This is a genomic window from Methylocaldum sp. MU1018, from assembly GCF_053646775.1.
In genome coordinates, this window is record NZ_CM132195.1 from 3,083,850 (window position 1) to 3,109,705 (window position 25,856).

The 25,856-nt window shown below is 53.9% G+C and carries 18 protein-coding genes; 4 read left to right on the forward strand and 14 right to left on the reverse strand.

Features of this window, described 5'->3' with window-relative positions; all coding sequences use genetic code 11:
- Nucleotides 1–2: 2 nt before the first annotated feature.
- The 5 genes from ACWJKU_RS14180 to ACWJKU_RS14200 form a co-directional block, all read right to left on the reverse strand.
- Nucleotides 3–4,730, reverse strand: a complete 4,728-nt coding sequence (locus tag ACWJKU_RS14180) for an ATP-binding protein (protein ID WP_454143174.1) — start codon at nucleotides 4,728–4,730, stop codon at nucleotides 3–5.
- A gap of 231 nt (nucleotides 4,731–4,961) precedes the next feature.
- A complete protein-coding gene (locus tag ACWJKU_RS14185) occupies nucleotides 4,962–5,918 on the reverse strand; it encodes an IS5 family transposase (RefSeq protein ID WP_454143176.1) in 957 nt (318 codons plus the stop codon).
- A gap of 61 nt (nucleotides 5,919–5,979) precedes the next feature.
- Entirely contained in the window at nucleotides 5,980–6,654 is a 675-nt protein-coding gene (locus tag ACWJKU_RS14190) for a hypothetical protein (RefSeq protein ID WP_454143178.1), read from the reverse strand.
- A 3-nt stretch (nucleotides 6,655–6,657) separates the two neighbouring features.
- The gene (locus tag ACWJKU_RS14195) at nucleotides 6,658–8,238 is read right to left on the reverse strand and encodes a hypothetical protein (RefSeq protein WP_454143180.1); all 1,581 of its coding nucleotides are present in this window, start codon (nucleotides 8,236–8,238) and stop codon (nucleotides 6,658–6,660) included.
- A gap of 23 nt (nucleotides 8,239–8,261) precedes the next feature.
- Nucleotides 8,262–10,064 (reverse strand): hypothetical protein, encoded by a 1,803-nt coding sequence (locus ACWJKU_RS14200; protein ID WP_454143182.1) that lies wholly within the window; start codon nucleotides 10,062–10,064, stop codon nucleotides 8,262–8,264.
- A 109-nt stretch (nucleotides 10,065–10,173) separates the two neighbouring features.
- On the opposite strand from ACWJKU_RS14200, the gene ACWJKU_RS14205 reads away from it, so the two are divergent.
- A complete protein-coding gene (locus ACWJKU_RS14205; RefSeq protein ID WP_454143183.1) occupies nucleotides 10,174–10,938 on the forward strand; it encodes an IS5 family transposase in 765 nt (254 codons plus the stop codon).
- Between the two features lie 4 nt (nucleotides 10,939–10,942).
- Here the strand turns inward: ACWJKU_RS14205 and ACWJKU_RS14210 are convergent, their stop codons facing one another.
- The 6 genes from ACWJKU_RS14210 to ACWJKU_RS14235 all read right to left on the reverse strand — a co-directional run bounded on the left by ACWJKU_RS14210 (nucleotide 10,943) and on the right by ACWJKU_RS14235 (nucleotide 17,781).
- Nucleotides 10,943–11,455 carry a hypothetical protein gene (locus tag ACWJKU_RS14210; RefSeq protein ID WP_454143185.1) on the reverse strand — a complete coding sequence of 171 codons (513 nt, stop codon included), beginning with the start codon at nucleotides 11,453–11,455 and terminating at the stop codon, nucleotides 10,943–10,945.
- A gap of 96 nt (nucleotides 11,456–11,551) precedes the next feature.
- Entirely contained in the window at nucleotides 11,552–12,334 is a 783-nt protein-coding gene (locus ACWJKU_RS14215; RefSeq protein ID WP_454143187.1) for a phosphoadenosine phosphosulfate reductase family protein, read from the reverse strand.
- Nucleotides 12,327–15,719: a hypothetical protein gene (locus ACWJKU_RS14220; RefSeq protein ID WP_454143189.1), complete on the reverse strand. Its 3,393-nt coding sequence runs from the start codon at nucleotides 15,717–15,719 to the stop codon at nucleotides 12,327–12,329. The genes ACWJKU_RS14215 and ACWJKU_RS14220 overlap by 8 nt, the downstream gene beginning before the upstream one ends.
- Nucleotides 15,716–16,615 carry a DUF4007 family protein gene (locus ACWJKU_RS14225; protein WP_454143191.1) on the reverse strand — a complete coding sequence of 300 codons (900 nt, stop codon included), beginning with the start codon at nucleotides 16,613–16,615 and terminating at the stop codon, nucleotides 15,716–15,718. The genes ACWJKU_RS14220 and ACWJKU_RS14225 overlap by 4 nt, the downstream gene beginning before the upstream one ends.
- Entirely contained in the window at nucleotides 16,616–17,008 is a 393-nt protein-coding gene (locus ACWJKU_RS14230) for an aminotransferase class V-fold PLP-dependent enzyme (RefSeq protein WP_454143193.1), read from the reverse strand.
- An 8-nt stretch (nucleotides 17,009–17,016) separates the two neighbouring features.
- The gene (locus ACWJKU_RS14235) at nucleotides 17,017–17,781 is read right to left on the reverse strand and encodes a cysteine desulfurase family protein (protein ID WP_454143195.1); all 765 of its coding nucleotides are present in this window, start codon (nucleotides 17,779–17,781) and stop codon (nucleotides 17,017–17,019) included.
- Nucleotides 17,782–18,055: 274 nt separating this feature from the next.
- Here ACWJKU_RS14235 and ACWJKU_RS14240 point away from each other — a divergent pair, with 274 nt between their 5' ends.
- Nucleotides 18,056–18,940, forward strand: coding sequence for a helix-turn-helix transcriptional regulator (locus tag ACWJKU_RS14240; RefSeq protein ID WP_454143197.1), 885 nt, complete (start codon nucleotides 18,056–18,058; stop codon nucleotides 18,938–18,940).
- Between the two features lie 86 nt (nucleotides 18,941–19,026).
- Here ACWJKU_RS14240 and ACWJKU_RS14245 read toward each other — a convergent pair whose 3' ends face one another.
- On the reverse strand, nucleotides 19,027–20,247 hold the full coding sequence (locus tag ACWJKU_RS14245; RefSeq protein WP_454143199.1) for a tyrosine-type recombinase/integrase: 1,221 nt from the start codon (nucleotides 20,245–20,247) through the stop codon (nucleotides 19,027–19,029).
- Nucleotides 20,248–21,068: 821 nt separating this feature from the next.
- Between ACWJKU_RS14245 and ACWJKU_RS14250 the strand changes: the two genes are divergently transcribed.
- Together ACWJKU_RS14250 and ACWJKU_RS14255 are read left to right on the forward strand one after the other, a co-directional pair.
- On the forward strand, nucleotides 21,069–21,284 hold the full coding sequence (locus tag ACWJKU_RS14250) for a hypothetical protein (RefSeq protein WP_454143201.1): 216 nt from the start codon (nucleotides 21,069–21,071) through the stop codon (nucleotides 21,282–21,284).
- A 215-nt stretch (nucleotides 21,285–21,499) separates the two neighbouring features.
- A complete protein-coding gene (locus ACWJKU_RS14255; RefSeq protein WP_454143203.1) occupies nucleotides 21,500–22,393 on the forward strand; it encodes a DUF72 domain-containing protein in 894 nt (297 codons plus the stop codon).
- Nucleotides 22,394–22,428: 35 nt separating this feature from the next.
- On the opposite strand, the gene ACWJKU_RS14260 is transcribed toward ACWJKU_RS14255, so the two are convergent.
- Both ACWJKU_RS14260 and ACWJKU_RS14265 read right to left on the reverse strand, forming a co-directional pair.
- The gene (locus tag ACWJKU_RS14260; RefSeq protein WP_454143205.1) at nucleotides 22,429–24,594 is read right to left on the reverse strand and encodes an amylo-alpha-1,6-glucosidase; all 2,166 of its coding nucleotides are present in this window, start codon (nucleotides 24,592–24,594) and stop codon (nucleotides 22,429–22,431) included.
- Between the two features lie 27 nt (nucleotides 24,595–24,621).
- Entirely contained in the window at nucleotides 24,622–25,740 is a 1,119-nt protein-coding gene (locus ACWJKU_RS14265) for a glycosyltransferase family 4 protein (RefSeq protein WP_454143207.1), read from the reverse strand.
- Between the last annotated feature and the right edge of the window lie 116 nt (nucleotides 25,741–25,856).

Below are 25,856 nucleotides of genomic sequence, written 5' to 3' on the forward strand. Positions count from 1 at the left end.
GGTTACCGGTTCAACGACCGCTTTTCTAAAGCCGTGACGGAAACCAGAACAGCCTTTTCCTCCAGGGCGCCATTGGATGTCAGCACGGGACCTAATGACCAACACTCGCCTTTTTTCAAGCGCGCCAAATGCTGCCCCCATTCGCTTTTGGTGCCACCCTTGTATTGACTAAGTAGCTGGGCAAAACGGTCGATTTCTGGGTCGGCCGGTTTGAAGATTAACTTATGGCCTGCCTGAAATAGGAGGGCACATTCGTCCTGATTGAAGCGATTGATGGTTTGCGTGGCAAGCAACAGGGACAGTCCGAATTTACGTCCCTCGCGCACCATTTTATCGATAGGGGAACCGCTGCTGCGGTCCAGGTTCTGGAACTCATCCAAGACCAAGGGGATGGGGCGGTTTTTATTACCACTATTACAAGCAAAATCGTACAAGTCCCACAAGGTAAACTCGGTTACCATCATTTGAATATCGCGGGCGAGCCCTTTGAGTTGCAGTACTTGCACCCAACGCTCCGGTGAGGACAACATGCGTTCCCAGGCGGATTCATCACCGCTTTCACGGAAGGGTTGCGACTTGATCAGAGGCTCCAGCTTGCTTGCAAGCGTCTCCCCGTAGGAATCTTCCTCTCGCAGACGAGGTAAAAGATCGTCCAAGTTAAAGGTAGACGCTTGGTCAATGCCGGTTTCCAGCACACGAATCAAGGTCGAGCGCTGTTGATCGCCCATCGTCTCAAACACCGAAGAAAAAATGCTGGCGATCCTGGTAGCGACTTGAAATGGGCTTTCTTCCAAGAGCGGTATGGACGGATCGATCATTTGCCGTTGTCGGCGGAAAGGATTGAGCGGCAACTTATCCTTAATGACAAAATGATCCTGCGGTTTGGCGACATCACGAAACAGGGGCTCGGTCTGTTGTGGTAAGAAACCGTCCGTGTAGTCGATGATGAGCGAATGCAAGCCCTGCGCGGCCATTTCCGCCAACAGGCACTGGATACCGTAAGTTTTTCCCGAACCCGAAGAACCAAAAATCAACAAATGCCGGTTATTCAACCGCGGATGCCCGTAATACCAATACACCGGCTCGCCGTTTGCGCGGATGCCAATCAGCAGCCTATCGGGCACGGTGTCGGCTTTCGGTGTCACGATTTCAAAATGACCTGGCAATGCTCCGGCGCTTGTATCACTCCCAGACTTCCGTAAATGATCCACCTTGGCCGGTTCGGCATGCGCAGATGTCTCGATGCTTGGCGCAGTGACCACCGTCTTAGGTGCAAGACCTAGGTCGACCGGTAGAGGCTCGTGGTAGGGAGTTGCCAACGGCGGCTTGTGTCCAGGCGTGGTGTCGATATCAACAGTCACGGTGGACGAGGGTTGCATGTCCTCTTTTGGTGGGGATTTGGAGCTAGGGGGCGCAACTTCCGCACCTATCCGGATGGCTGGCTTATCTTCCATGGTCAATTGTGGAGACGATTTCGGTTGGGCAAATAGATCCAACAATCCTTCATATCCCAAAGCCAGGTGCCAAATTGCGAAACCTTCAGGGGCATGGAATGGTCGCATCAAGGTATCGCTTGGCAGTGCTATCCCTTGCACGTCAGGGTCCGGGCCGGGGTCATCGGTCCAAAAGGTGAAAATCGCTCCATGCCAAGTGATCTCATAATAGCCTTCGGCCAAATACTCCAATGCCCGATCGAGTTTATTTCTTTCCGCCTCGGGCAGATTGACCAAGGCTCGCGTCGTCATCGCCCGTTGTAACTGTGCCCACCAGTAACGACGGTCGAAACTCATTCGGGCAATGTCGGCGCGATTCGGTGAGAACAACTGAGTTAAATGGCTCAAACCGGCACACACTTGATCGACAGCTTTGGCTTGATGGATCGGGTTGTGTTGGCCGAGTTTGCATTCAATCACCACCGCCTGAACCAGCGGGAGCTCGTTCTCTCGCAGGGTCAACGACACCTGCAATAAATCTGGGCGTAGCACGACATCGTTATCCTTGAACCAATGCAGTAAGGCATCGATTGGCAACAATTGCGACATATCCGCTCCCGCCGGCTTAGCCAGAGCCCTCCGAATTGCCGCGAAACCCACGACCTCTCGGATTTTCTCGCCTTCACCGACCACGGCATGCAGTGATGCAAGGCCGATGATTTCCTCAGCTTCGTGTACCACTTGTGATGCCATCGTTCCCAGCTTGTTCGATGGCTGAAGTGGCAGCAAGTCGCTCAGGTTTCCATGCACGACATTCGTCAAGCTGGTCAGGGTGTCCTGCTCGGTGGAAACTGACAGGTTCAATTCACCGTGGTCTCCAAGCCCAGAGGCAAAACCGACGATCTTGCGTGGCCCATCCCCCTCTCTGCCGCACAACATATATTTGTCCACGAAAGGATCGATGCAGGCCACCCATTGCGCCTTCTGATGCAAACCCTCTACTACGGGTTGCCATGGCTGAAAATCGACATGGCCGAAAATGAGGTGGTTTCGGCTTGAGTTTTGCGGATGACGCAGCCTGGCCGAAAGGTCCGCATGACGAGTTTGGATACCGAGACGGCGGTTGCTCAACAGGCTTTGCCGCTTATACACATTGCCTTCTTGGATTGGCCGTGGGTATTCACAGATAGGAAACCGGCTGATATTCAGCGGGTTGTAATCGAATTGGAAGGGCAGCGCCTCCTTGATTTCTCCGGTCAACTCGCCTTCGAGGAAGTGGAACAGCAACGCCACATCGTACAATCGCCCCTCTTGCGTGAGTAACTCCATCATTCGATTACGCTCGCGTGCGTAGCGATGGCCAATCGACAAGCGTAAAGACCGTCCATTTTCGCGGCAGGTTTCCATGAGGTGCTCACGCCAAGCTGTAAGACGATTTTCCGTCACCATCGGCGAAGAAGAGGTGGAGTACACCATCACCGAGCAGTGGAAAGGCGGCCAATTTTCTGAGCAGTCATTTTTAAGGTAGTCGCGTAAAAACCGGTCAACTCCGGATAGAATTGTCGCTAGCTCATCCACATTCAAAGCGAGAATTCGAATGCCATCATTGGCGAAGGGATAGAAGCGCACATAATCTCGTAAGACTTGCAGCACTACCTCGCTTTCCGCGTTTGGCCGCACACTGTCGGCAATATCATCGTCGTCATCGATTGCCTCTTCGCGCAACAGAGTCTGTACGGCCAAGCTTTTCTCGACGGGCGGACTCATGCCTATATGGTGCAACAATCCAAACGACTTGACCTCGGCCGACAGCCTTTTATGTGAGTCAACCACCAACCCAGCCAACGGACGGTGGAGTTCGGCCAGATTCAGCAGTTGCTCGAATGCAGATTTAGCGCCGCGCCCTAGCGCAAGTTCACACACGACTTCCGGGAAGCTATCCCGCAAGAAACAGATTCGCGCTTCAGCTAGTTCCATCACCGGAGGACTGAGTCCCCAGGCGACGGCCGACGCCAAATAGTCGTCATTCGGTTGCGCGATTTCGTCGATCAACAAGAATGACTTGTACAACCGCCGCAAAACTTCAGCGCTACCTAACAACCCGGTGTCCAGCACCGTTTCCGCCACTGACCGGTAGGCTTTCGAAAACGCCTGGAAATAACCCACATTGGCAGCGTAGTAGCCGTTCTTGACGTAGCATTTCAGCCAAGACCGATAACCATCTGACACTTGCTGAACGGCCCCCCGCAAAGCTCCAGCCATTGATTGCGGGCCTAGATCGGCCAGTAGATTCACCACGCGCATTTCAGCGAGGGCCTGGGCGACCAAGCGGTTGGCCTCCTCCTCGTCGGCGGCAAAATACAACGCAGTCATCGCAACGGTAGGCATGCGAAAAGCGGGTAACATCAATTGTCCCGGCTGCATGCACCCCCACTGTTCCAACACCGCTTTCGCGCACTCGTAGCGCACTCTTTCAGGCTGGGTGGGCTCGAAAGCCCAAATGACGGCCTTTCGAAACGCCCGTGTACTCGATACTTCCTCCTCGTCGATAACGGCATCATCGCTGTCTTCGACTAGCGGTTCCTCACCGGGGCAATATTCAAGCTCGACGCGCAGCTTCACATGCGGACGCGCTTTGCCGGTGCCAAACTTCAGCGTAGTCATATCGAGCCGCAAAGGAATGGACTTTTCCCAAGCATCTCGCGGCAGCTGGGCTTGATCTGCATCTATGGGCAAACGCCAGTCGATTTGCTCGAAGACTTTGTCTAACCCACCCAAGCATCCGTCCAACAACTCACGCGCCACTTCTTCGCTGTCCAAATCACTATCGGGGGAAGCGGCTAAATCATGGTTGAAACTGACCACGAAGATGCGTATCCCATCGAGAATCTCTGTTAGTGGCCGGTTACCGAGGACTTTCTGCTGGAACTCCTGCAAGGTATGCCACACCGCTTGCAGCATCACTTCAAAGCTCAGGCCGGAAAGCCGCAGGGTCTTGGGCGGCGACGGAGGCTTGTTGTCCTTACGTTTCAAAACCTCCAGCACCGGCACCAAATCGGCCTGCAACAGCTTTTTTCGCGCCTCGCCATCGGCGCTATGGATGAAGTCATGCAGAACAGCTTGATAGGCTTTGGTATCCGCGAATACCGGACCATGCGCGGGTTCGACCTCCTCGGGCACATCCAAACGGCCATCGGCGAAAGCCTCAGCCAGCTTCTTCCAGGCTTTTTTCTGTTCGGTGGGGGTTTTGAAACGCTGATGATTAATGAAAGCGTCCGCCTCTTTCAAATACGTCACTTCTTTCTTTCTGGTTGGCACGTTCAGGAGCGGCGGTATTCCCCAATAGGACAAGCGCGCGTAAAACTGTCTTAAGGAAGCTCTGAATAAGTGCGTTTTATTGGTGGCTCCGATAAACCGGCCGGGGCTACCAGCCGAAAAAGGTCGTTTTTCCCTCCCCATTGGCGCCCGCTATCGGCGCTCTTTCCGCCCCTCGCCCCCGGTTTTCCGGGGCGATGCACGGATTGATCCCTAGGCCGCCCTCAACTCCTCCCGCACCTGGTAGAGATTGCTGAGGGCAAACAGCAGGTAGAGTTGCTGCCCGTTTTTGAAGAGTCCCCGGTACCGGACCTTGGTATAGCCGAATTGGCGTTTGACGATCCGGAAGGGGTGTTCGACCACCGCCCGCAGCGCGGCCAGCATGCGGTTGTGAAGCGCTTGTTCCGCAGGCAAGTCCTCGCCCTTCTTACGCTTGAAGGGAAACGCCCAGACCGGCTCGCCCTCCTGGCGTTCGACCTCCAGATTGCGGTCCTTGCGGGTATAGGCCCGATCGCCCAGGACGACCTGCTCCTCGCCGTGCAACAGGGCCTCGGTCATGACCCCGTCCGCCACCTTGGCGGTGGTGACTTCCATCGTATGCACCAAGCCTGAATCAGCATCCACGCCGATGTGCGCCTTCATGCCAAAGTGGTAATTGTTACCCTTCTTGGTCGAACTCATCTCGCCATCCCGCTTCCGCTCGCGGTTCTTCGTGGACGGCGGGGCGGCGATCAGGGTGGCATCCACGATGGTCCCTTGACGCAACAATAAGCCCTTTTCCGCCAATAGGGCCGCCGTTTCATCGAATAGGGTTTGCGCCATCTGATGGGTTTCCAACAGGCGCCGGAACTTGAGGATCGTGGTTTCATCCGGCATGGCGTCCTCGCCCGCATCCAGCCCGGCAAACTCGCGTAGCATCGGAATGTCATGCAGCGCCTCTTCCATCGCCGGATCGGAGTAGCCGAACCAGTGCTGCATCAGGTGGATGCGCAACATCGTCTCCAAAGGAAAGGGACGCCTGCCCCGGCCGGCCGTCGGGTAGTACGGCGCAATCCGGCTCGTCCACAACCCCCAAGGAATCACCTGCTCCATCTCCTGGAGAAATTTCTGACGCTTGGTCAGCTTTGGTTTCTTCACAAACACGGTGGCACTGAGTCCGAGTTGCTTCATCGGGGGTCGACCTGTCTAAAATTGGACGTTGGGCATTATTTTATCGGGGCCAGGGACTTGTTCAGAGTTTCCTTAAGAGATCACCGAGCGTCACGATGTCTTTACCGTCGCCGGCAACCTGATCGAGAAACTCAGCCAGCTTGTTAAGCTGTCGTGAGCGGGTATGAAAGAGTTGCTGGATCACCTCATCGAAACGCTCGATTTCGATGTCGGAAGCGTCCGGTGCATAATGCGCGGCCATGCGGCGCACCCAGCCCTCGAAGCTTTGCCCCATCTCCTGCCACAACCTTTGTTCGTCTACACGGTGAAAATCCGCTTGTCCGCCTTGGTCGGAGGCATGGTTAAAACCCACCAACACCACCACCAGGCCATCCAGGTGAGGGGCGCGGGTGCGATTTCGGTAGAACGTCAGTCGATCGTCTTCGTCGATCCAACAGCGCTCGCCATTTGGGCCTAAGCCGCCCAGTCGTCTCATGGCTTTATCGAGCGTGTCGGCATCGGTGCTTATTTGCCAGTCGCGCCATAACCCCGTCGCGACGCGGAAATGGCATTCTATGCTATGCCGTTGGCCCCACCGTTGGCGGTGTTCTTCCAACTCAGCAAACAACGAAAATGTGCTTTCAGGGTCCAGGCTTTGCAGGATGAAACGGGCCTCTTTAGGGCCATGGACAGCGTTGAGTGCATGATCCCATTCCTGTTTCAAATAATTCGCCAGGCTTTCGACAAACAGATTCATTGATTAGTCCTTGAGCTCGCCGGGGTTATATACGATGGACACGGCGTCCGATAATTCGACGAGAAATCCACCTTGTTGTAGTGCTTCTTCGATCCAATCTGTATCGGCCGCTACGGCGTAACTCTTTTTACCGCCCGCAGTGCCGCACCAATCCAAGCCGACGGCCAATGACTCGCCACCAAGCGCTAGCCCATAATGAGCAAAAGCGCGCCGATAAAATTCAGTGAGTCTTATCCGCTCTCCAGGGCGTACCAACGCAGCCACGAGAAACCGCAGCAGTTCAGGAGTCAACACAAACCGTTGCCCCCCACCCTTGCGGGGTACGACTAAACCGGTTTCTTTGCCGATTTTTCTGAAAATTTGGAAGCCATTCTTATCAGCTTCTTTTTGGCTAGCTGAGTTACCCGCGTCGACTAGATCTTTGTTTCTAAGAACACGATAGAGTAGGGCCTCGATGTGGTTAAACGAAACCTGGGCCATAAGGCGAATGGGCGACCTAGCTTCTGCTTCAAGGTCGCAAGGAATCCAAGCATAGCCCCCGACGAACCCTGGCGTCGCCGCCTCCGTATTATCCAGTCGACAAGCTTGAAAACATAAACTACGCAACACATGAAGTGAGCATAATGTCTGCAACAAATCCAGCTTCTCTAACGGGCTTAAAGTGGCCTTACACAGGTTATGTATTTCTTGCGCAAATAGCAGTGCCTCGATGCGACTAGCCTTAGGCACCCACCCCAAATTCGAATAACTGTATTGAGTGTCTAAGCGATAATGAGCAAGGCTTTCTTCAATTAATCGTGCGATTTTCGACAATGTCCCGACAGCCTCAACTAACAACTCACGTAACTGGTTTTCTACTTTCTGCGCCAAGTCGGATATATGGTTGCAACCAAGATGGTGGTAGGAGGGAGCCTGTAATATAGCCTTTATGTCAAGGTTATTTGGATCAGCAAAGAGATTTGCCAATTGCAAGAACAGCAATTCACCACCTCTTGCCATAAAGATATGGCGATCTGATGCAAAATACTTTCTAGAACTGCAATCAGACCAGGACTTAATTTGATCCTTTAATGCTGTTGAATGAGACCAAACTAATTCACTTGCAAGGAGTTCCTTGGAAACTGGCAAAAAAGTATAAGTGGCCCAAGTACGATTTTTTCCAACGCCGACAAAACCGCCTAGCAGGCTTTGCAGCAAACGTACGGTTTCTTCCCTTTTTTCACCAGAGCCGGACACATGATCCTTCAATACATCCAGTGCTTCCAGATAGGCATCCCGGTGCGCCGTATGGCGGGTTTCCAGTTTGGAACTAGGAAAAAAAGCGAAAAGCTTTAGGGCAATATGGTTTTCAGTCCAGTAACCCGATGTTCCGCTGGACGGTAAACTAAAGCTATAGTCACCTAGGCGTTCTTGGGCCTCGGCAGGATTTTTCTTCGGTGAGGAAAATACCAGTAGAAACTCGGCAAGATACTCGACTTGTGTTTGGTCTTTATAGAATCTCCGCCCATACAACTTAATGGCCGGATTCGTGCTATCGGCCACGATGTGATCGCCGTCGGCTGGAAAGGGCTTAAGGGTATCCATGAGTGAGTTTCCATTGGCGTCCATTAGTCATCCACCTCCAAACTATTACGTGCAGGGTCGAAAAGGAAGCGGTGCAAATTGACCTGTCCGTCAATACCAGCGCGTAGCAAGGCAATTTCCTCCGAGTTGCGATTATTGGCCACCTCGCGAAGAAGCTTGGCCCGGAAGGTTTCCAATTGCGCCCAATGAATTCGCGCCAATTCCCCGCCGAGTTCCCCTCTGTCACGGCTTTGGATGTAATCGAGCAATGGGAGGCCGAGCTTGAGTACAGCCTTGCCTTCGCGGTAGCACAGCAGAGGCAAGCGATGGTCGAGATCGAAGTCGAGGCCGAAATCCTCGAATAGCAGAGTAGCCACTACTAATTGGGTTGGTTGGGCGATAGCACGGTCGGTGCGGCGCAAGGTCAGGTAAAGGCGATCGTGGCTGTGAAATTGCCCTGAGCTGAAGCCGGAATAGCACTCCAACAGCACACGCAGACATGCCTTGGTAAGCTTTTTTTGATCGCTTCGACTCAAGGTCAAACGATTTTCTCGCTGCCAGCGGTCAAAATCCCGCAGCCAGGGCGACTGCAAAAAAGCATCGATGAATTCGGTCTTGGCAATGGATTTTTCAGCAACTGGCCGCCCAAAGATATAAAGCAGCCGGCGCAAGGAAAACCGCAAAGGCACTCCGCTAGCATTACGTGCGTTCTCACCCCAACGCTTTGCCAGCATGGCCATGTCGTCGGGCAAGTCAGCCCAAACCACGCCATCGCGCGCTGTCAATTGGCGATCATAGTCCACCGCGATAGGACCGCCCGACGGCAAACGCCGGGCGAGGGCCACGGCCCGCAGGCCCTCGGCTTCAACCCAAGGCTTGCCTTGACGAAAACCGAAAAAACCCTCACTGAACACGATACATGCCAAGCCATCTATGCCTTTCTCCTTGCCTTCACCAATCGATTCCTCGACCGATTGTCGGGCTTTAGCGCATCCCATGCCGCCGGTCAGGCTCAAGGCCAGATGGGCAACCATTTGCCGTAGGGTCAAGCGTTGCTCGTAGTGGGTCAGTCGCTGGTAAATCCAGCGCACTCGATCAAGGACGTCCGCCCCCACTTGAAGCAACGCGCGCCGGTTCATTTGCAAGGGACAGCAGGCCACGATGGAGCAGCTTGCGCAATCGCTCCATGCGGGATGGTTTAGCATTTTGCCCAATACCCTCGCCGCAAGGTCGACGTTGTCCAGACGGGTTAGGTTAAAGATGACTAGATCCTTGTCAAAGCGCCCGGATAATGTGTGTCGATCAAGTGCACCTCCCGCATATGGCGCGTCCAGTTTGGCCAACAGCTCATTTTCCAGGTCGCCGAGCTGGCCGCGTTGTTCGGCGAACTCTCGGAAGCTGTTCAGCAACGGACCGGTATTACTCACTAGTAGCCAACTGCCCGGTTGGCTGAAAGCTTCTTCCAGCCATTGCAAGCGTGTCTGGGCGCTTAATTCGCTCACATCTTTAACGATGGTTACCGCGCCTTCTGGCAAACCGGATATTTCTTCCCGCTCGTTAGGCGGCCAGGGCAGGGGCTCATCGAGGGGCAATCCCCGCAGGCGTTTCAACACGTCAACGGCGATGGTGGACTTGCCATCTCCGGCATGACCGGTAAGTACGACTACTCGATCCGTCCTCCCTGACTGTAAGGCCGATAAGACCGCTTCGATCAATGGAAAAGGCTCATAAAGCGCGGCGAAATATCGATTTAATGCTTGTGATTCGGCCAGGGCATTAGCCCCATCGGCACCGAGGTTATGAAGTGAATTGAGGTAGCCGATATAGCCGTTTTCCATGAGCTCCATGACAGACTCCATTGATGGAATGGTAGGCAGTGACTGTGCTAACGACGTGTAAACACTAGGTTCTGTTGACATAAGCCGCGAGCTTCCAGAGACTTCGTCGATTTTTCAAATGGCGAATCGACTGGAAATTTGCGACGAGGAATGGGGCGTGATGTACCCCATCTTGGTGGCGCATAAGCGCGTTCGTATCGGTTGCGTTGAGGACTGCCGAGGGTTTCTCGCAGCGGTGTTGTGGATTCTGCGCGGTGGCATGCCTTGGCGCATGCTTCCAGAGCCGCTGGGACGGTGGAACTCGATCTTCAAGCGCTTCTCCCGCTGGTGTCGCCATGGTGTGTGGGAAGCCCTGCATTCCGGGTGTATTCAGCAACCTGATTTGCAGGCGGTTTTTATTGACTCGACGGTGAATCGTGCTCATCCCTGCGCGGCCGGTGCCGCCGGTAGTCACACCGAGGATGAGGCCTTGGGGCGATCCCGTGGTGGATTCAGCACCAAGGTCCACGCGATCACTGACGCGTTGGGAAATCCGCTGGAGTTCGTGCTGACCGGTGGGCAAGCCAGCGATATCGGTCAAGCCGAGACCTTGCTTGCCTTGACTCTGGAGGGCGCCAAGGCCTTTGTCGGTGACAAGGGCTATGACGCTGATGCGCTCATTGTGGCCGTTGAGAAACGTGGTATGACAGCCGTCATTCCATCGCGCGGCAATCGGAGCACGGCCCGAGCCTGTGACTGGTTTATCTACAAAGAACGTCATTTGATTGAGTGCTTCTTCAACAAAATCAAACATTACCGAAGAGTCTTTGCACGCTATGAAAAGCGAGCCCGAAACTATATGGGATTTCTGCGCTTCGTCGCCGCTCTCATCTGGCTTCGGTGATATGTCAACAGAACCTAGCGTGTCTAGCTGAATTATTTATTTCTTCGACCTGCTGGGGTAAACCAACTGCCGTACGTAGTGCGGTATGATGTTCGTATGGGAAATACCTTTGAAGTATCAGGTTCCCAAATCGATTGATAAGATCAGCATTAGAGGCTAGGGCTTGGTATATATCGGCTCGGAAACCACCATGTATATCCTTCTCAAATAACTCAGCCTTAAATAAGTGTCCGGCACTAGTTCGTTTCAATGTGGAGCTATGTTGGACCTCCCATACCCCATCAGTTTCCAGTCTGCCAAATGGGTAATGCGTATTGCCTGAGTCGCTTGCTACTGGATAGAACTCATCAAATAGCTTGGTAAGCGCTACGTCAACATCGCTGAAAGGAATCATTCTTTGATGTCCTGCATAGCAACGGCCAAGAGCAAATAAAATTAACAGGGGCTTGTGTAGAGAAGGCTTGCCGCCTTCGCTGTAAGTCCTTATGTGAAGAAAAGCACTTTCCAAGGAATCCATGCTACAGCTATCTTGCGAAAAACACTTTTACAGCCAGATAAACTAGAGCTGATGAATAAAATTCATAAGCCTTCTTAACATCTCTTATCCAGACAGCTAAAGCATACAAATTATGCAGCCCTCATCGTCATAAGCAGAGATATTGTCGATCAATTTCTTAGATTTCTGCTTTTTAGGGATATGTTTTATGTCGCTAGCCTTTGCCACAATCTCATCAAGAGTCCCCTCTTGACTCCAAGTATATCGTTTCCCGGTAGCATCATCGGTTTTTTCATATTGCTTAGATTTTTCAAACAGCTCCGGATGATGCATACTAAGACCAACCCATTCTTCCTGCCTCTGAAAAAAACAGAAATAACATCCTGAGCGGCTGCGCCATTGATAATATTCTGGCAGTCCTAAGCCAGACGCCTCCAAGATTTTCATTACATCTTCTTTATTTATTCCATCATCACGAAATGGCAGAACTGTTCTTATATTAGGCTTTTTCGAGATATAGCCTGTTCTCGAAGGTTCATCGGCGCGAATTGCTATATAAGAAATGCATTCATCATTGCCGACGAATTCCTCAAATGGAATAAGTTTTAAGTTTATTGTGCACCAACGCTGACGGGGCGATGGAAGAAAATTATTATGAAGCTTGAGATAGTATTCGAAGTCCCGCCCAGCATTCAGCCGTTTTATTGGCTTTCCTAAATAGTCCTCCAGCATATCGATGTATGCTAAGGTTTCTGGTAACTCTGCCCCGGTATCGGCAAAGAAGTATTCCATTTCCGGAATTTTGTCCCGCAAATAAATCGCCAAGGCGGAGCTGTCTTTGCCGCCAGACAAGCCCAGCAAATGACGGACGGGTTTGGTATTGGGCTGTGCATTATTCATTTGGGTGCTCTCCCGTGCTGGGGTTGAAACGTTTGAATAGCTCGGCGATCACGGCCAGCCGCTCTGATTCGTCTAGTCCGTCGAATTGTTCGGCGATACTGTCGACCTTGCCGAAGGTTTTAGCCCACTGTGTAGCCGTCAAGTGCACCACACGCGTGCGTTCTCCGTGTTCGACATCAACCACTTTCAGTAAGACCGCGCCGTCGGATTTACCATCGGCCACGGAAAGCCGTAGGGTTTCCAGATCGCGCAGTTGTTGGGCCATTTCCCGCAAGCGCAATTCGGCTTGCATGCGGGTATCTTCGCGCCATTTTTGGGGGGGTACCCGGCCTAACAAGGTAGCAAGGGATTCAAGCCACACGCGGTCTTGTTCGTGCGCGGTGTCGGCTAGGCGCTTGGCGAGCGCACCGACGCCAAGGCGGTCAGGAGTGTAGCCCTCCAGGCCTCGATAACGCTCGGCCAGCGTGCGTCTGAGCTTGGGCAAATCGGGCACATCGGCACCCAGCAAGGTTCGGCTTAACTCGCCCTGCCAATGGTCGAGCAGGCGCGGATAGGCTTTGTTCAACTCGCGCAGAACCTCGACAAGCTGTTGTACGAACCGTTCAACAGCGGCAGTGGCACCCGAGGCAAATTCCGCCGGGTCAATTCCACAGGCTTCAGGCAGTGCTTGAAATAGCAATACGCCAGGACTTTTCGCATGCTCGAATGCTTCGCGCACTTGCTTGGCTTCACGACTCAGCGTTGAACAGTGTCGCGTGTACTCTGGCAGGTTGCCCATAAACCGTACCAGCGGGCGCACGATGTCCAGCAAGCTTGCGTCCTGCCTGACCTGGCCTACTACCGAGCCGATGTAGCGGTCAAACAATTCGCCGCGCAGTCCGCCGAGATCGAAACGCTCCAGCGCGAACAAGTCAGGACGACGACACAACAATTCAGCTTGTTCGATAGATACGGCTTCGCTAAATGCGCCTTCTTGGTACAAGGCCACTTCGCGGCGGTGCGCCAACAAATAGGCGATTACCATGATTGGTAACACCCCTTGCTTGACGCCATAGGGACGCGCCATGAGTTTGGCATAGAGTTCTGGCAGCGGGACTTGGCGCTCGCCTCCGTTGCCAAGTAATTCGGTCATGGCCTTCCACATAGGACCCACTCGGCAGGGATCCTTCTCGTCCGGCGGATAGAATCCCAGCCTTCCGTTCTCTCGCCGATGCAGTCCACTTTTTTTCAGCAGCGAGAGGTAAAGGCTTTTTTCGGCCGGTGTTTTGGCAATGCTTAAGCTTTCCTCGCCTGGAGCGGCCAGCATGGCGGCGAGCAGGCGTTTGCGAGCCAAATTGGCACTCGGCGAGGGCTGGTCGCGATTGATCAGTTCGTTATGAAACCGGGGGGATTTGGGGTAAACGGTTTGCTCTGCCCATTGCGATAGACGTTGTTGCAGGTGACGGCGATTGTTGATCAATACTTCTTTTCCGCCCCAAAACCAGCGCAGCGCTGCCGATTCCGACTCATCCAGTAGCGCGCGGATCAATTGCAGCGCTTCCGCCTCAGCATTGGCCAGCCAAACACGGTGTTCACGTTGAACGACTGGGTCATATTGGAGTACGGCATAGCGTTTAGCGACTTCCTTCAAGGCCACCCATTCAATCACCGCCTCGCGGAAACGATCGGTAAAACTGCATACTGCAACAATGGTTAATGGGGGCAACTGATCCAGGCGCGTTTCTTCATGGCTTTCGGCGATGTAAAACCACAAAGTTAGCGCACCATCCTCTTGGGGCGGCCAGTGCAGGCGCGAGGTGAAAACCGGAGTGAAACTGCGCACGCTGCCGGTCGAAATGGTCGCGCGACGCGCGACGATAGGTTTTAAGGGGGCTAGCGAATTCAGCAGGTCATCGAGCGGAAGCGCGGAATATTCGCCCGCGACCTGATTTAACGCCCCAGCGAGGTCGAAGTCGCTGCCCTGCCAAACACGGTATTCTTGATTGAAGTGGCGCAGATGAATGGTTGACGTGCTTTCCAGCCTTTCCAGCAAGCCATCAATGTTTGCGCCGAATAGTCCCTGCAGGAGTGCACGGCTAGCTTTCAGTCCACGCTGCGCACCGATTAAATTGAGTAGACCGACTGTCTTCAGCAGTCGCGCTTCTGCACTGTCCGGCGGTGCATCCAGCCGCTCCAAGGCGGTAGCGACTTCGATCCAGCGGTGATAAGTCAACGGATCGGAAAATCCAGCGGCCGGATTGAGCATGAAGTAGTCGTAAAGCTGCCACGGCTCGATCCAGTCGCCGAGCCGCATCTTGCTCAGTCGTTCTCGCAAACCGAAGGACTCGCTACTGCCGAGATAGGAAAATAAGGTACGTTCGTTTTGCGCGACCTTCTGGCATAGCACCGGCAAAATTAATAAGGTCATCGGGTGCAATGGATAACAGCGTCGGAAGATGGCACGCGCCTTGGCTTCATCGAGTCCCTGCGGTAAGGCACCCTCCGCTGCCAGACGGCTCGTCCACTCTTCCATTGTGGACTCGACCTCGGGTGGCAATCGGCCTTCCCGCTCAAAGGCCGCGGCGACGATCCGTAGTGACTGCTCGGGAGGTTCCAGGAATGCCAATGCGGAAAAGCGGCCCTGAACTTTCTGCCATTCATCCCGCAAATGCTTTCCAAGTCGATGGCTGTACTGTTCGAACGCCTGATGCAGCATCACCACCAGATGCAAGGGGGCGCTGTGGGCGGTTTGCGCGTGTTCCGCTAACAGTTGCAGGAGATGGATTTCACGGTGTTGGGGATGATAGGACTCGTATTCGAGAAACTTCCCCAATTCGTCGATTTCAACCAGGACACCTGTTCCTCCTACATCCGCCCAAGCACATTGCACCCGTCTGAACAGGGCGAGTACCTCATCCATCGAGATGCCAGGGCGGGCGGCTGCGCGGACATCCCTGACCAGCGTTTCGGCAAGACCGTTCTTTTCGACTGCCACCGCAAATGCCGACATGAGTTGGCGAACCAACGAATCCGGGATTCCATTGATCTGTACCCGCAAGAATCCGCGGGGTTTTTCCAAAGCATTCGCAAAACGCCGAGCCAGCGTGGGATCCGCTTTGCGGAGGATCTGTTCGGCCGTTTGCCTTGCTGCGTCATGTTCCGGAGACAGCAAAGCCCCAAGAAATAAGCCAAAAGCTGATTTGCCGGAGCCGTAGGGGCCGATTAGTGCGAGTGCCCGCTCACCAGGACCAATGTGCAAACCTTCGGCGATTTTCGATAATCCCTGCAGCGCCCGCGAAGTGGGCAGATAGGCTTTCACCAAATCCAGAACTTCGCTGTCGCGCGCGAGGTTGATCGAGCGGGTATAGGTGCCCTTGATTTGAATCCGCTGATCCAAACCGCTCATGACATTGCTCGCTGATAATAGGCCTTCAGCACACCGAGAGAATTCGCGGCGACCTTGCCGCGATAAATCTGATGTACGCCTGCGGTATCTCGTAATTCATAACAGTTTGGATACAACTCCATGACTTTGTTCAAGACCGCCATGAGCCCTTCCTCGCTGAGGCGAAAAATGGCCCCAGGAGCGGCCCAGTCATTATCGCTGTAAAGGAGTGTTCGTATCGGTAGCGCGGCTTGCTGTGGTTCCGCCTCGAAACGTCGAGACAGGGCAAAATGCAGAACTACCGGGGGCAAGAACGGACGCATCACACGCATACTGCGATAGGTGCCCCCGCTTTCTGGCTCGATGAGTTGCAAGGTTGCAAGCGGGGAATCGAGCTGTTCATCGTTGCGGCCATCTTGAGGTGCATACATGCGCAGCAAGGTTGATGTATCTGATTTCAGGGTGCTCTGCGAGCGGCGCAGCTTCAAGTATTGTTCGACGAACTCCCCAAGCGAAGGGAGCACTTCCTTATCTTTAAATCTTGCCATGGAGAAATGGTTGAAAAACCAATAAATGCCAGTCGCCATTTCCGCATTGGAAGCCAGCAGCCAGTGTATGATCCAGAGCGTCGCCTCGTCTTCTAGGAAGCAGTCCCCGCCATCACCTAAAAGCGTCTCTCCCAGTTCCGTCGCATGGCCTTTGCCATCAACAAAGTCCACTACGCCAACGGCGTGCAGCCAGTATTGAATGGCATTCACCATGTTGCGACCGACACCGAGTTCCACCATGGCCTGCTCGGGGTCATTAAAGAAGCCCGGCGCATCTTTTACTGCTTCAAAACCCTTGGTGAGCCAACCATAGCGCAAGGGAAAGGTCTCGTGACGGCCAAATGTGGTTTTTTCTCGATTCAACTTCACCTAATCCAGCTCCTGCATGCGATATACCGCTGCGGTAATTTGTTCTACCGCGTAATCAATTTCCGAAAGCGTGTGGTTGTTGCTAAAGCTTAGCCTTACTGCACCGTACAATCGGCCGCCTTCAATGCCCATTGCACGCAACACATAAGAGGGCTCGACTGCTCCCGTTGAGCATGCTGAGCCTGAAGAAATCGCGAGTGCCCCCATAAGTTGGTTAATTAATGCATCGCTGCTGATGCCTTCGATGGAAAAATTGACGATATAAGGGGAGCTATGGGCACGGTCGCCATTCACTTGTACTTGCAGCCGTGCGGTCAACTGCTCTAAGAACCGGCGATTCAATAAGCGGACATGGGACAAATCGGCTTCGCGCCGTGCCTTCGCAAGGTTCAACGCCGAACTCAAACCGACGATTTGATGGGTTGCCAGGGTGCCAGGACGCAGTCCGAATTCTTGCCCCCGCCGTACATCAGCGGCTGTAAACGCAAATGACGACGGTCACGTACGACCAGACAACCAATCCCCTTAGGTCCGTGAAACTTATGAGCGGACAGCGTGAGGAGATCGATGGGAATCTCCTGTAGGTCGATGCAGAACTTGCCCGCTGCCTGGGCGGCATCGACATGGAGCAATACTCCTGCTCCAGTGGCGAGTTCGGCGATTTCGGCGATAGGTTGCATCACACCGGTTTCGTTGTTGGTGTGCTGCAATGAAATCAACAAGGTATCAGCCCGCAAGGCCCGAGCAACAGCCTCAGGCTCGACCCATCCTCCATCATTCGGAATCAGGTAGGTGATCTCGTAACCTTCCGCTTGCAATGCAACACAGCAATCCAACACCGACTTGTGTTCGATGGCCGACGTAACAATGTGACGGCCCTGATCTGCATGAGCTAAGGCGACTCCCCGAAGTGCCAAATTATTGGCTTCGGTAGCCCCGGACGTGAATATGACCTCACCAAACTCACATCCCAACTCGCAGGCGACCTGAGCGCGTGCTTCATCGATTACCGCAGCAGCCAGTTGACCCGGACGATGCGAAATTGAAGATGGATTGGCAAACAGCTCCTCGCTACCCAACTGCTGAACCATTTTATCCAACACTTCGGGAGCGAGCCGCGTGGTTGCTGCGGTATCAAAATATAGAATTTTCGAAGGTAGAGGCATGGCAACTCCATCTACCTCGCATCGGCAGTTCATTGATTTGGGCAGCGACAGTTGACGTGGCAGCAATGTGGTTGATTTTCGTTCGTCGATTTGTGTGACGCAATGATCCGCCGCAACACTTTCATTTCCAGATGTACTCGCTGTCCCACATAGACTTGAACTGACTGATCTGCTTGAATAATGATCAATCGATCTGGTCTCCTTGATCGACAACGAAAGAAACTTTAGTCAGCCGGACTTGATGTGTCAACAAATATGACACATTATTTGCGCGATGAATATTTCAGCCAAGAAAAAGCCATCGCATGTTGCCTCCGGTGAGCTGAAGTGGGACGTCCGCCAGCGTCTGGCGATGCTTGAGGCCACTGCATTGTGGGAAGGCCGGGTGACTACTCCGGTGCTGACTCGACTGTTTGGTATCTCGCGCGGGCAGGCTTCGAAGGATTTTTCGCTTTATCACCAGTTGGCGCCCAACAATCTCGCTTATGATCTCAACCAGAAAGCCTACTTTCCCACCGACCACTTCCATCCCTGCTTCATCCGCGGTACTGCAGACGAATATCTGCGCCTGATCGAAGCAGGTCATGAGTTGGGACAGTCCGTGACGTTGCCAATCATGCCGGCTGCTGTCAGCGTGGAACTGATGCGACTACCCGAACGGAGGCTCGACTTACAACTGCTCCGTGTCGTGAATCAGGCCATTCGTGAAAAGCGTCAGCTCGCTGTCACGTATCAATCCATGAGCCGCGAGCCAAGAGTACTCCTGTTGGAACCCCATACTTTGATATACACCGGTTATCGCTGGCATGTGCGCGCATTTAGCCACGAGCATGGTGAATTTCGGGATTTTGTGTTGGCGCGATTCCTTTCCTCTCCTGAATTCCGCGAGTACGGACAACATTTCAAAGAAGAAGATTGCGATTGGGATACCTGGGAAACCTGGATCATCGCTCCTAACCCTGAGTTAGGAGCGGAGCAGCAAGCAGTGATTGCCGATGATTACGGCATGGTCGATGGCAAGTTGCAGCTAGACGTACGTAAGGCACTGGCACTTTATTATCTGCGCATGCTGCACTTAGATGGAGACGAAGCTGTAATTGACCCGAAGGTCAATCAGATCGTTCTGACTGCACGAATCCAGCGGGCGCCTTCTAGCTAGATTGTCTGATTAATACGCTGGCATGTTTGATAGCCTCACAAAATGACCGAAGACTGTTCCTTGGTTTTAGCTGTAGCAGTATCTATTCATAAAGACATCCGGGTAAGGTGACTGCACCAAACATCAAGTGCTGCGCGCTTTTCCGAGACATAGTCATAGCGATCATAGTGTTTCGCCGAAACGTCATTTAATGCGTGGTTCTGGATCCGGTCTCGTACCATTTTATCGATACCCAACTCTCCCATTCGCGTTTTTACAGTGCGTCGAAGGTCCTTGGGCGTCCAAGGGATCATCCCGCTTTCCGTGCAGTAGTCCTGAACGGCGTGTGGTAAAGTCGATTCGTTCCAAGGCTTCAATGCCAATGGATTATGGCGACCAGGAAATAGCCACTTACTTCCAGGATAGATGCCGCGCAACTCATTCAGAATGTCGACGGCTAGATTAGTAAGGGGAATTAGATGATCCCGTTTATTTTTTACCCTGGCCGCGGGAAGTAGCCATAGGCCTGCGTCGAGATCGAATTCTGACCAGGCCGCACGAGTAACTTCACCTGAACGCTGTCCACCAGTGGCCAACAATAGTCGAACTGCCAGGCGATAAGGCAAATAAAAGCCTTCCGTGTTCCAAATCGTCTGGATTTCGACCCATGATAGATTCCGATCATGGGCGTTTTCCACCGCGGCGTTTTTCGGTACCGCCTCGACGGGGTTATGGGCAATTCCAAACAGGACTTCCGCTCCAAGGCTTCTTGGATCGTTATCATGATGAATGCCATACTTGAACATCGTGTGCAGGTAGGAACGAACCCTGTTTGCTTGAACTGCTGCCTTTCGGCTGATCAGCCGATAAAGAATTTCTCGGATATGTGCCGGTGATATGTCGCGGGCAGGAATCGCTCCGATATGCGGAAGAACATCCTTTTCAAGACAGCGCTTCACCTCGTCGGCGGATCGGCGACCGTTCGCTTTCATGTGTTCAATGAAAGCATCGGTTAATTGCTGCACCGAGCCTCGGGATTTTGCCTCGTGGGCGCGCTGTTTGACATCCTCTTGGGGATCAATGCATTGATCCACCTGGGACCGGGCAGCTCGTGCACGTTGCCTCGCTTCGGCGAGCGTCGTATCAGGGTACGTGCCTAGGCGCAGAAATCGCCTACGGCCATCGTGCGTGTATTGATAAAAAAACGTCTTGACGCCGGCGGCGGTAACCTGAACACCGAAACCGGGATCACTGCCCCCTTCGTAACGCCGGTAATTGACACCTGTGACTGCCAGGCCCTTGATATTTTTATCCGAAAACGCAGCCATGAGACCTCATCCGTAGTGCATGCTGTAGTGCATGGCACTATGCGCCAAAGGGAACTTTATGTGCAATATGAGATTCAACGGCAAGGGTTATATGCTTATGGATCAATGCATTATGAAATACATTGAACATCCTGAGATCGTCGGACATGCTATTACACGCGACTCGAAATCGGATGGTCGGGGAAACCCGGCACGAGGGTTCGAATCCCTCCCTCTCCGCCAAATCAATAAGTTACGGCTAGTTTCGTAGTCCACCTCAGTTCCTATCCCATCGCCGTAGTGCATGACGTTACACGCCTTGGGACGCTCTCGAAGCTATCCAGGCCTCCACTTCCGCCCGGTTCAGGCGTACGCAACGGGGCCCCCAATCGGATCATTCTGGGGAATCGACACCCCAAATAGCCTCGAATCGCTTGCGGTACATTTTCCTTGTGCAATTTGCTGATCATAATCGCCGGCCTGAATCATTCTGTAGACCGCCGCGCGACTCACGGATATGAAATTCAGCCTGCCCATATTGCACAGCGCTTCAAAAGCAGTGGTGACGAGAAAGATTGTCAAATTTTTGCAATCGATTTGGCTTTCTTTCAGACAGCATATCGGGACTCCTAAGGGAAGGTCGTACACTTGAGTCGCATCTTTAAAATCAATAACTTAACTAAACATTAATAGTCTTTCACGACCATCAACGTGACTGATGAGCGTAGCGCTCGGTTATATTGATGGTCGAATAACCCAGCGCACCTCGGTCTTTCACAAGCGGAACGCCGTCCATCACGTGTCGGCAGACGGGCAAGGCTTCCTGCGAGTATTATCAGGAGTTGTTCGCCTTCGACGAGGTGGCTATCCGCATGTACGCCGGGGCGGTGACTCAAAGCCGCGTCACCATGCTTTTTGATTATTTCCGAATCGGCGACGGAGGCGAGGAGGAACTCGTCGCCCATGGCGAACAGCAGACCGTCTGCATGCGCAGATCCGACACACAACTCGGTGCCGCAATGCTGGCGAAGGCACTAATGGCTTTCAGAAATGGGTAGCCGATGATCGCCGAAGGATAAGAAATCCAACATAGCCTTTTTACGTTTGTCTCAACCCTCGATGCCCCACGACCAGTGGGGCATTTCATTTGGCAACTTGATGAGCTTCCGAAGGTCCTATAAACAATCGAGGCATGGTCATTTCGGTAAGGACGAGGCTTGGTATCGCATTCCACAATGGCTACAAACCGCATCGCTGCGAATCGAGGGAAACGATGATTCTGGTGGGAACCGCGTCTTGGGCCGACAAAAGCCTGATCGATTCCGGTTTGTTCTATCCGGCCCGCGTCAAGACGCCTGCGGAACGGCTCGGCTTCTACGCCAGCCAATTTTCCCTGGTCGAAGTGGACAGCAGCTATTATGCCCTGCCGTCGGAGCGGAACGCGGCCCTCTGGGTCGAACGGACGCCGCCCGGATTTCTGTTCGATGTCAAAAGCTTTCGGCTGTTCACGCAGCATCAAACCCCGCCGAACGTGCTTCCGGTGGATATTCGCGCGGCCTTGGGGCCGGTCGAGAAAAAGAACGTCTATTATCGCGACATGCCGGAAGAGCTTCTCGGCGAACTTTGGCTACGTTTTCGCTCGGCCCTTAAACCTTTGAAAGACGCGGGAAAGCTCGGCGTGGTACTGTTTCAGTTTCCGCCGTGGTTCGTCTATCAGCGAAGCAATCTCGAGCACATCGATGTTTGCTCTCAAGCGATGGAGGGGTTTCGCATGGCCGTCGAATTCCGTCACCGCTCATGGTTTGACGACGGGCAGCGCGAAAGCGTGCTCGAATTCGAACGGAGCCACGGATTGACGCATGTCGTGGTGGATGAACCGCAGGGATTTGCCAACAGCATTCCGCCGCTTTGGGAAATCACCTCCCCCGAAATGGCGGTGGTCCGTTTGCACGGCCGGAACTGCGAGACCTGGAATCGAAAGGGGCTCGAATCGTCCACCGATCGTTTCAACTATCTCTATTCGGCCGATGAATTGCACGATTTGGCCGGTTCGATTGAAAAGCTCGCCACGAAAGTGAGGGAAACGCACGTGCTCTTCAACAATAATTTCGGAAATTTTGCGCAGCGTAACGCCGCCGACATGCGGCACCTTCTAGACAAGTCCTAAATCCTCCGTAGCCAGCCGATCCTATGGCGTACGCATCAGACCACGACCGTCACTTCGATATCGCCCTCCTTGCGCTCTACATTGATGCCCACGTCGTGAGCATGCCGCGTCAAGGCGAGGTCGACCAGGCCGTCGTCGAAACGCAAGTTGCTGATTCGCAGCCAGTTGAGGTAATTCGGAAGCCGCGGATGATAAAACCTGATCTGTGGTTTTTCAGGCGAAAAACTCAATCCCAGGCAACTCTGCAAGAGCTGGAAGACTGCCCCGCTGGCCCAGGCCTGCGGAGAACAGGCTACCGGATACAGCGTGGGGCCCTGCCCCGGAAGTCTGGAGAACCCGCAGAAAAGCTCGGGCAAGCGATGCAAGTCGAGAAACACGGCGGCCTCGAACAATCCGGTCAGAATCTTCAAGGTCTGGTCTTTGAAACCATAGCGTGCCAGGCCCATGGCCGCGATGGCGGTATCGTGAGGCCAGACCGAGCCGTTGTGGTACGACATCGGATTGTAGCGGCTCTGCCCTTCCGCAACCGTGCGGATGCCCCATCCGTTGAAAGAGTCCGCGGCTAGCAGCGTGTCGGCGGCGCGGCGAGCATAATCGGGGTCCGCGATCCCGGTGAATAAAGCGTGGCCTGCGTTGGAGGTGCGTACGGCGCAACGACGTTTGTCGCCGTCCAGCGCAAGCGCAAATGTATCCAGTTCGTCGAGCCAAAACGCTTCGTTAAAGCGGGTTTTCAGTGCGGCCGCTTCCTGTCGCAACCGCTGCGCCCATTTTTCGTGGCCCAGCAATTCGGCCAGTTCGGCCGCCAGGTGCTTGGCTTCGTAGACATAGCCTTGCACTTCGCATAGCGCTACCGGAGCCGGCGCAAGCGTTCCGTCGGCGTGAAACACCGAGTCGTTGGAATCCTTCCAGCCCTGTTGCACCAAGCCGTTGACGCTATGCCGAGCATATTCGACAAAACCGTCGCCGTCGCAATCGCCCTGACGATCGATCCACGTCAGGGCCCGCTCGATATGGGGCCAAATCGCTTCTATGAAGGCCCGATCTCCGGTGCGGAGATAATAATGACCGGCAAGAACGATAAAGAGCGGCGTCGCATCCACCGTGCCGTAGTAACGCTGAAAGGGAATTTCCCCCAAAGCCGCCATTTCCCCTGATCTCGCTTCATGGAGAATCTTGCCGGGTTCGGCATCGCGCTCGGGTTCCAGCGATTGAGCCTGGGTCGCGGCAAGATAGGTGATGACGCCTTTGGCGAGTTGCGGCCGAACCCAAAGCGTTTGGAGTGCAGTGATGATGCCGTCGCGGCCGAAAGGCGTGCTGAACCACGGAACGCCGGCATAGGGATAGGGACCGAAAGAGGTTTCCGTGATCAGCATATCGAGGTCTGCGGCGGACCGGCTGAGCCAATCGTTGAATTGCTCGTTCGAAGTCACGATATGGGCAACGTTCGACTGAGAAGCGGCGGTATTCGCCCCGATCCGGTCTATGGCCTGGTAATAATTGCCCGGCGGTAAGCAAGCATCGCCGCTGGAACAGCTTACCGAGACATGCAGATGACATTCGTCGCGGACGCCCAATTGAAGTGCCGTACGGCTGGAAACCGCATCAAGCCGATTGGGCCGCCAGTCGAATCGAATGCAAGTCCGCCGGATTTCGCCGTCCAATCCTTTATAAGCGAGTATCACGGCATCTTCTTTTATGTCCGAGGGCAGCAAGGTTCCCCGCGCCTCTCTGCAAACGCCGCGGACCTCGAAAATGTCGCGATAATCGGCAGCGAACCAAAGCTCGACGCTCAGATCCACGGTTCGATCGCTGTAGTTGACCAGGCGCAGATGCTCATGTCTCACCTGGCTCGTCAAAACCACCGATCGAAACACATGGACACTGCCTCGCGGTATCGCCAGAACCTCGTTTTCGTAGAGATCAGGCATGGTCATATCGACCGCCAGCAGGCTGTTGTCCTTTTTGATGGTGGAATTGAGCAGCAGGGGGCGCTGCCCATTGATTCTCAAATTCAGGAGCGAGAGATAGCGCGTCCCGCCGTGATAAAGTCCCTGCTCGCTCGAACTCTCTTGATGAATGTCGCCGTGGCGATCGAAAATGCCGAACGTGTCCTCGGCTTTCAACACGCGCGAAGGCTCATCCGCCCGCGACGAAGTGGCAGCGACATACCACTGATTTTCGCTGGAAGCAGCGTCTTCCATGGATCACCCCTTTTTGCCGGGTCGACACTAGAATGTTTGCTTGCTTAGCATCGGAAGACGCTTCCCGTCCTCCTCCAGGACTTCCGAGCCGAAGACTTTCAGGGCTGAAGACGTTTTCTGCTTATGTTTTTGACAGAGTTGACGATAGATCCGAATGTAATCGCTCGCCATGCGACGGGCGGAAAAACGATACTCGAACTCCCGGCGGCAATCCGCCCGGTTGAGCTCTCCAACCCGTTCAACCGCCGCTACGGCTTGTCGAACATCCTCGACGATGAAACCCGTTCTCGCATTCCGCATCACTTCCGGCACCGAACCGTTCCTGAAGGCGATCACCGGCGTACCGCAAGCCATCGCCTCGATCATCACAAGCCCGAACGGTTCGGGCCAATCGATGGGAAAAAGCAAAGCATAGGCGTGGCCGAGCAACTCGTTTTTTTCCCGCTCGTCGACTTCGCCCACGAATTCCACCAGCGGATGATCGAGAAGTGATTTGATCTGCTCGAAGTATTCGCGATCGGCCTTATCGACCTTGGCCGCGATCTTGAGCGGCATGCCGGCGCAAATCGCGATTTCTATAGCCCGATCGACCCGTTTTTCCGGAGAGATACGCCCCAGAAATGCGAGATAGGCGCCTGGCTCGGCGCGAAACGTGTAAAGCTCTTCCGGCAAGCCATGATAAACCGTGGCCGTCCAATTCGCCCAAGCCACCGGCTTGCGTTGGTAATCCGAGATGGAGACGAGCGGGGTATCCGGAAATGCCTTGAGCAGGTGACTTAACTCTCTGATGTCCAATCGCCCGTGCAGGGTGGTGACATGCGGAGTCGAGCATTCGCGAAATACCGGAAAATGCAGACAACCGGTATGAAAATGAATGACGTCGAACTCGTCGGCCGTCTTGCGCACCTGATCCATCATCAGCAGGTGGGGCAGTAACGGATCTATTACATTTCGATCGAGACGCAATGCCTTCGAAACGATCGGTTCGAGCGTGGCGCTCGTTTCCGAATCGGCGCTGGCGAAAAGCGTAACTTCATGTCCGGCGCCTACCAATTCTTCAGTGAGGTAATGCACGATACGCTCCGTGCCCCCATAAAGTTTCGGAGGCACACTCTCGTACAAAGGCGCTACCTGTGCGATTCTCATACTCCTCCTTAAGCGCTGTTTGACCTTAGGTTGGCAGCACAATCGCCGCCGACGTCAGCTTTTACGCTACTTACTTTTGATCGAAACGAAGATGTAAGAGTTCACCCTAGAATCGC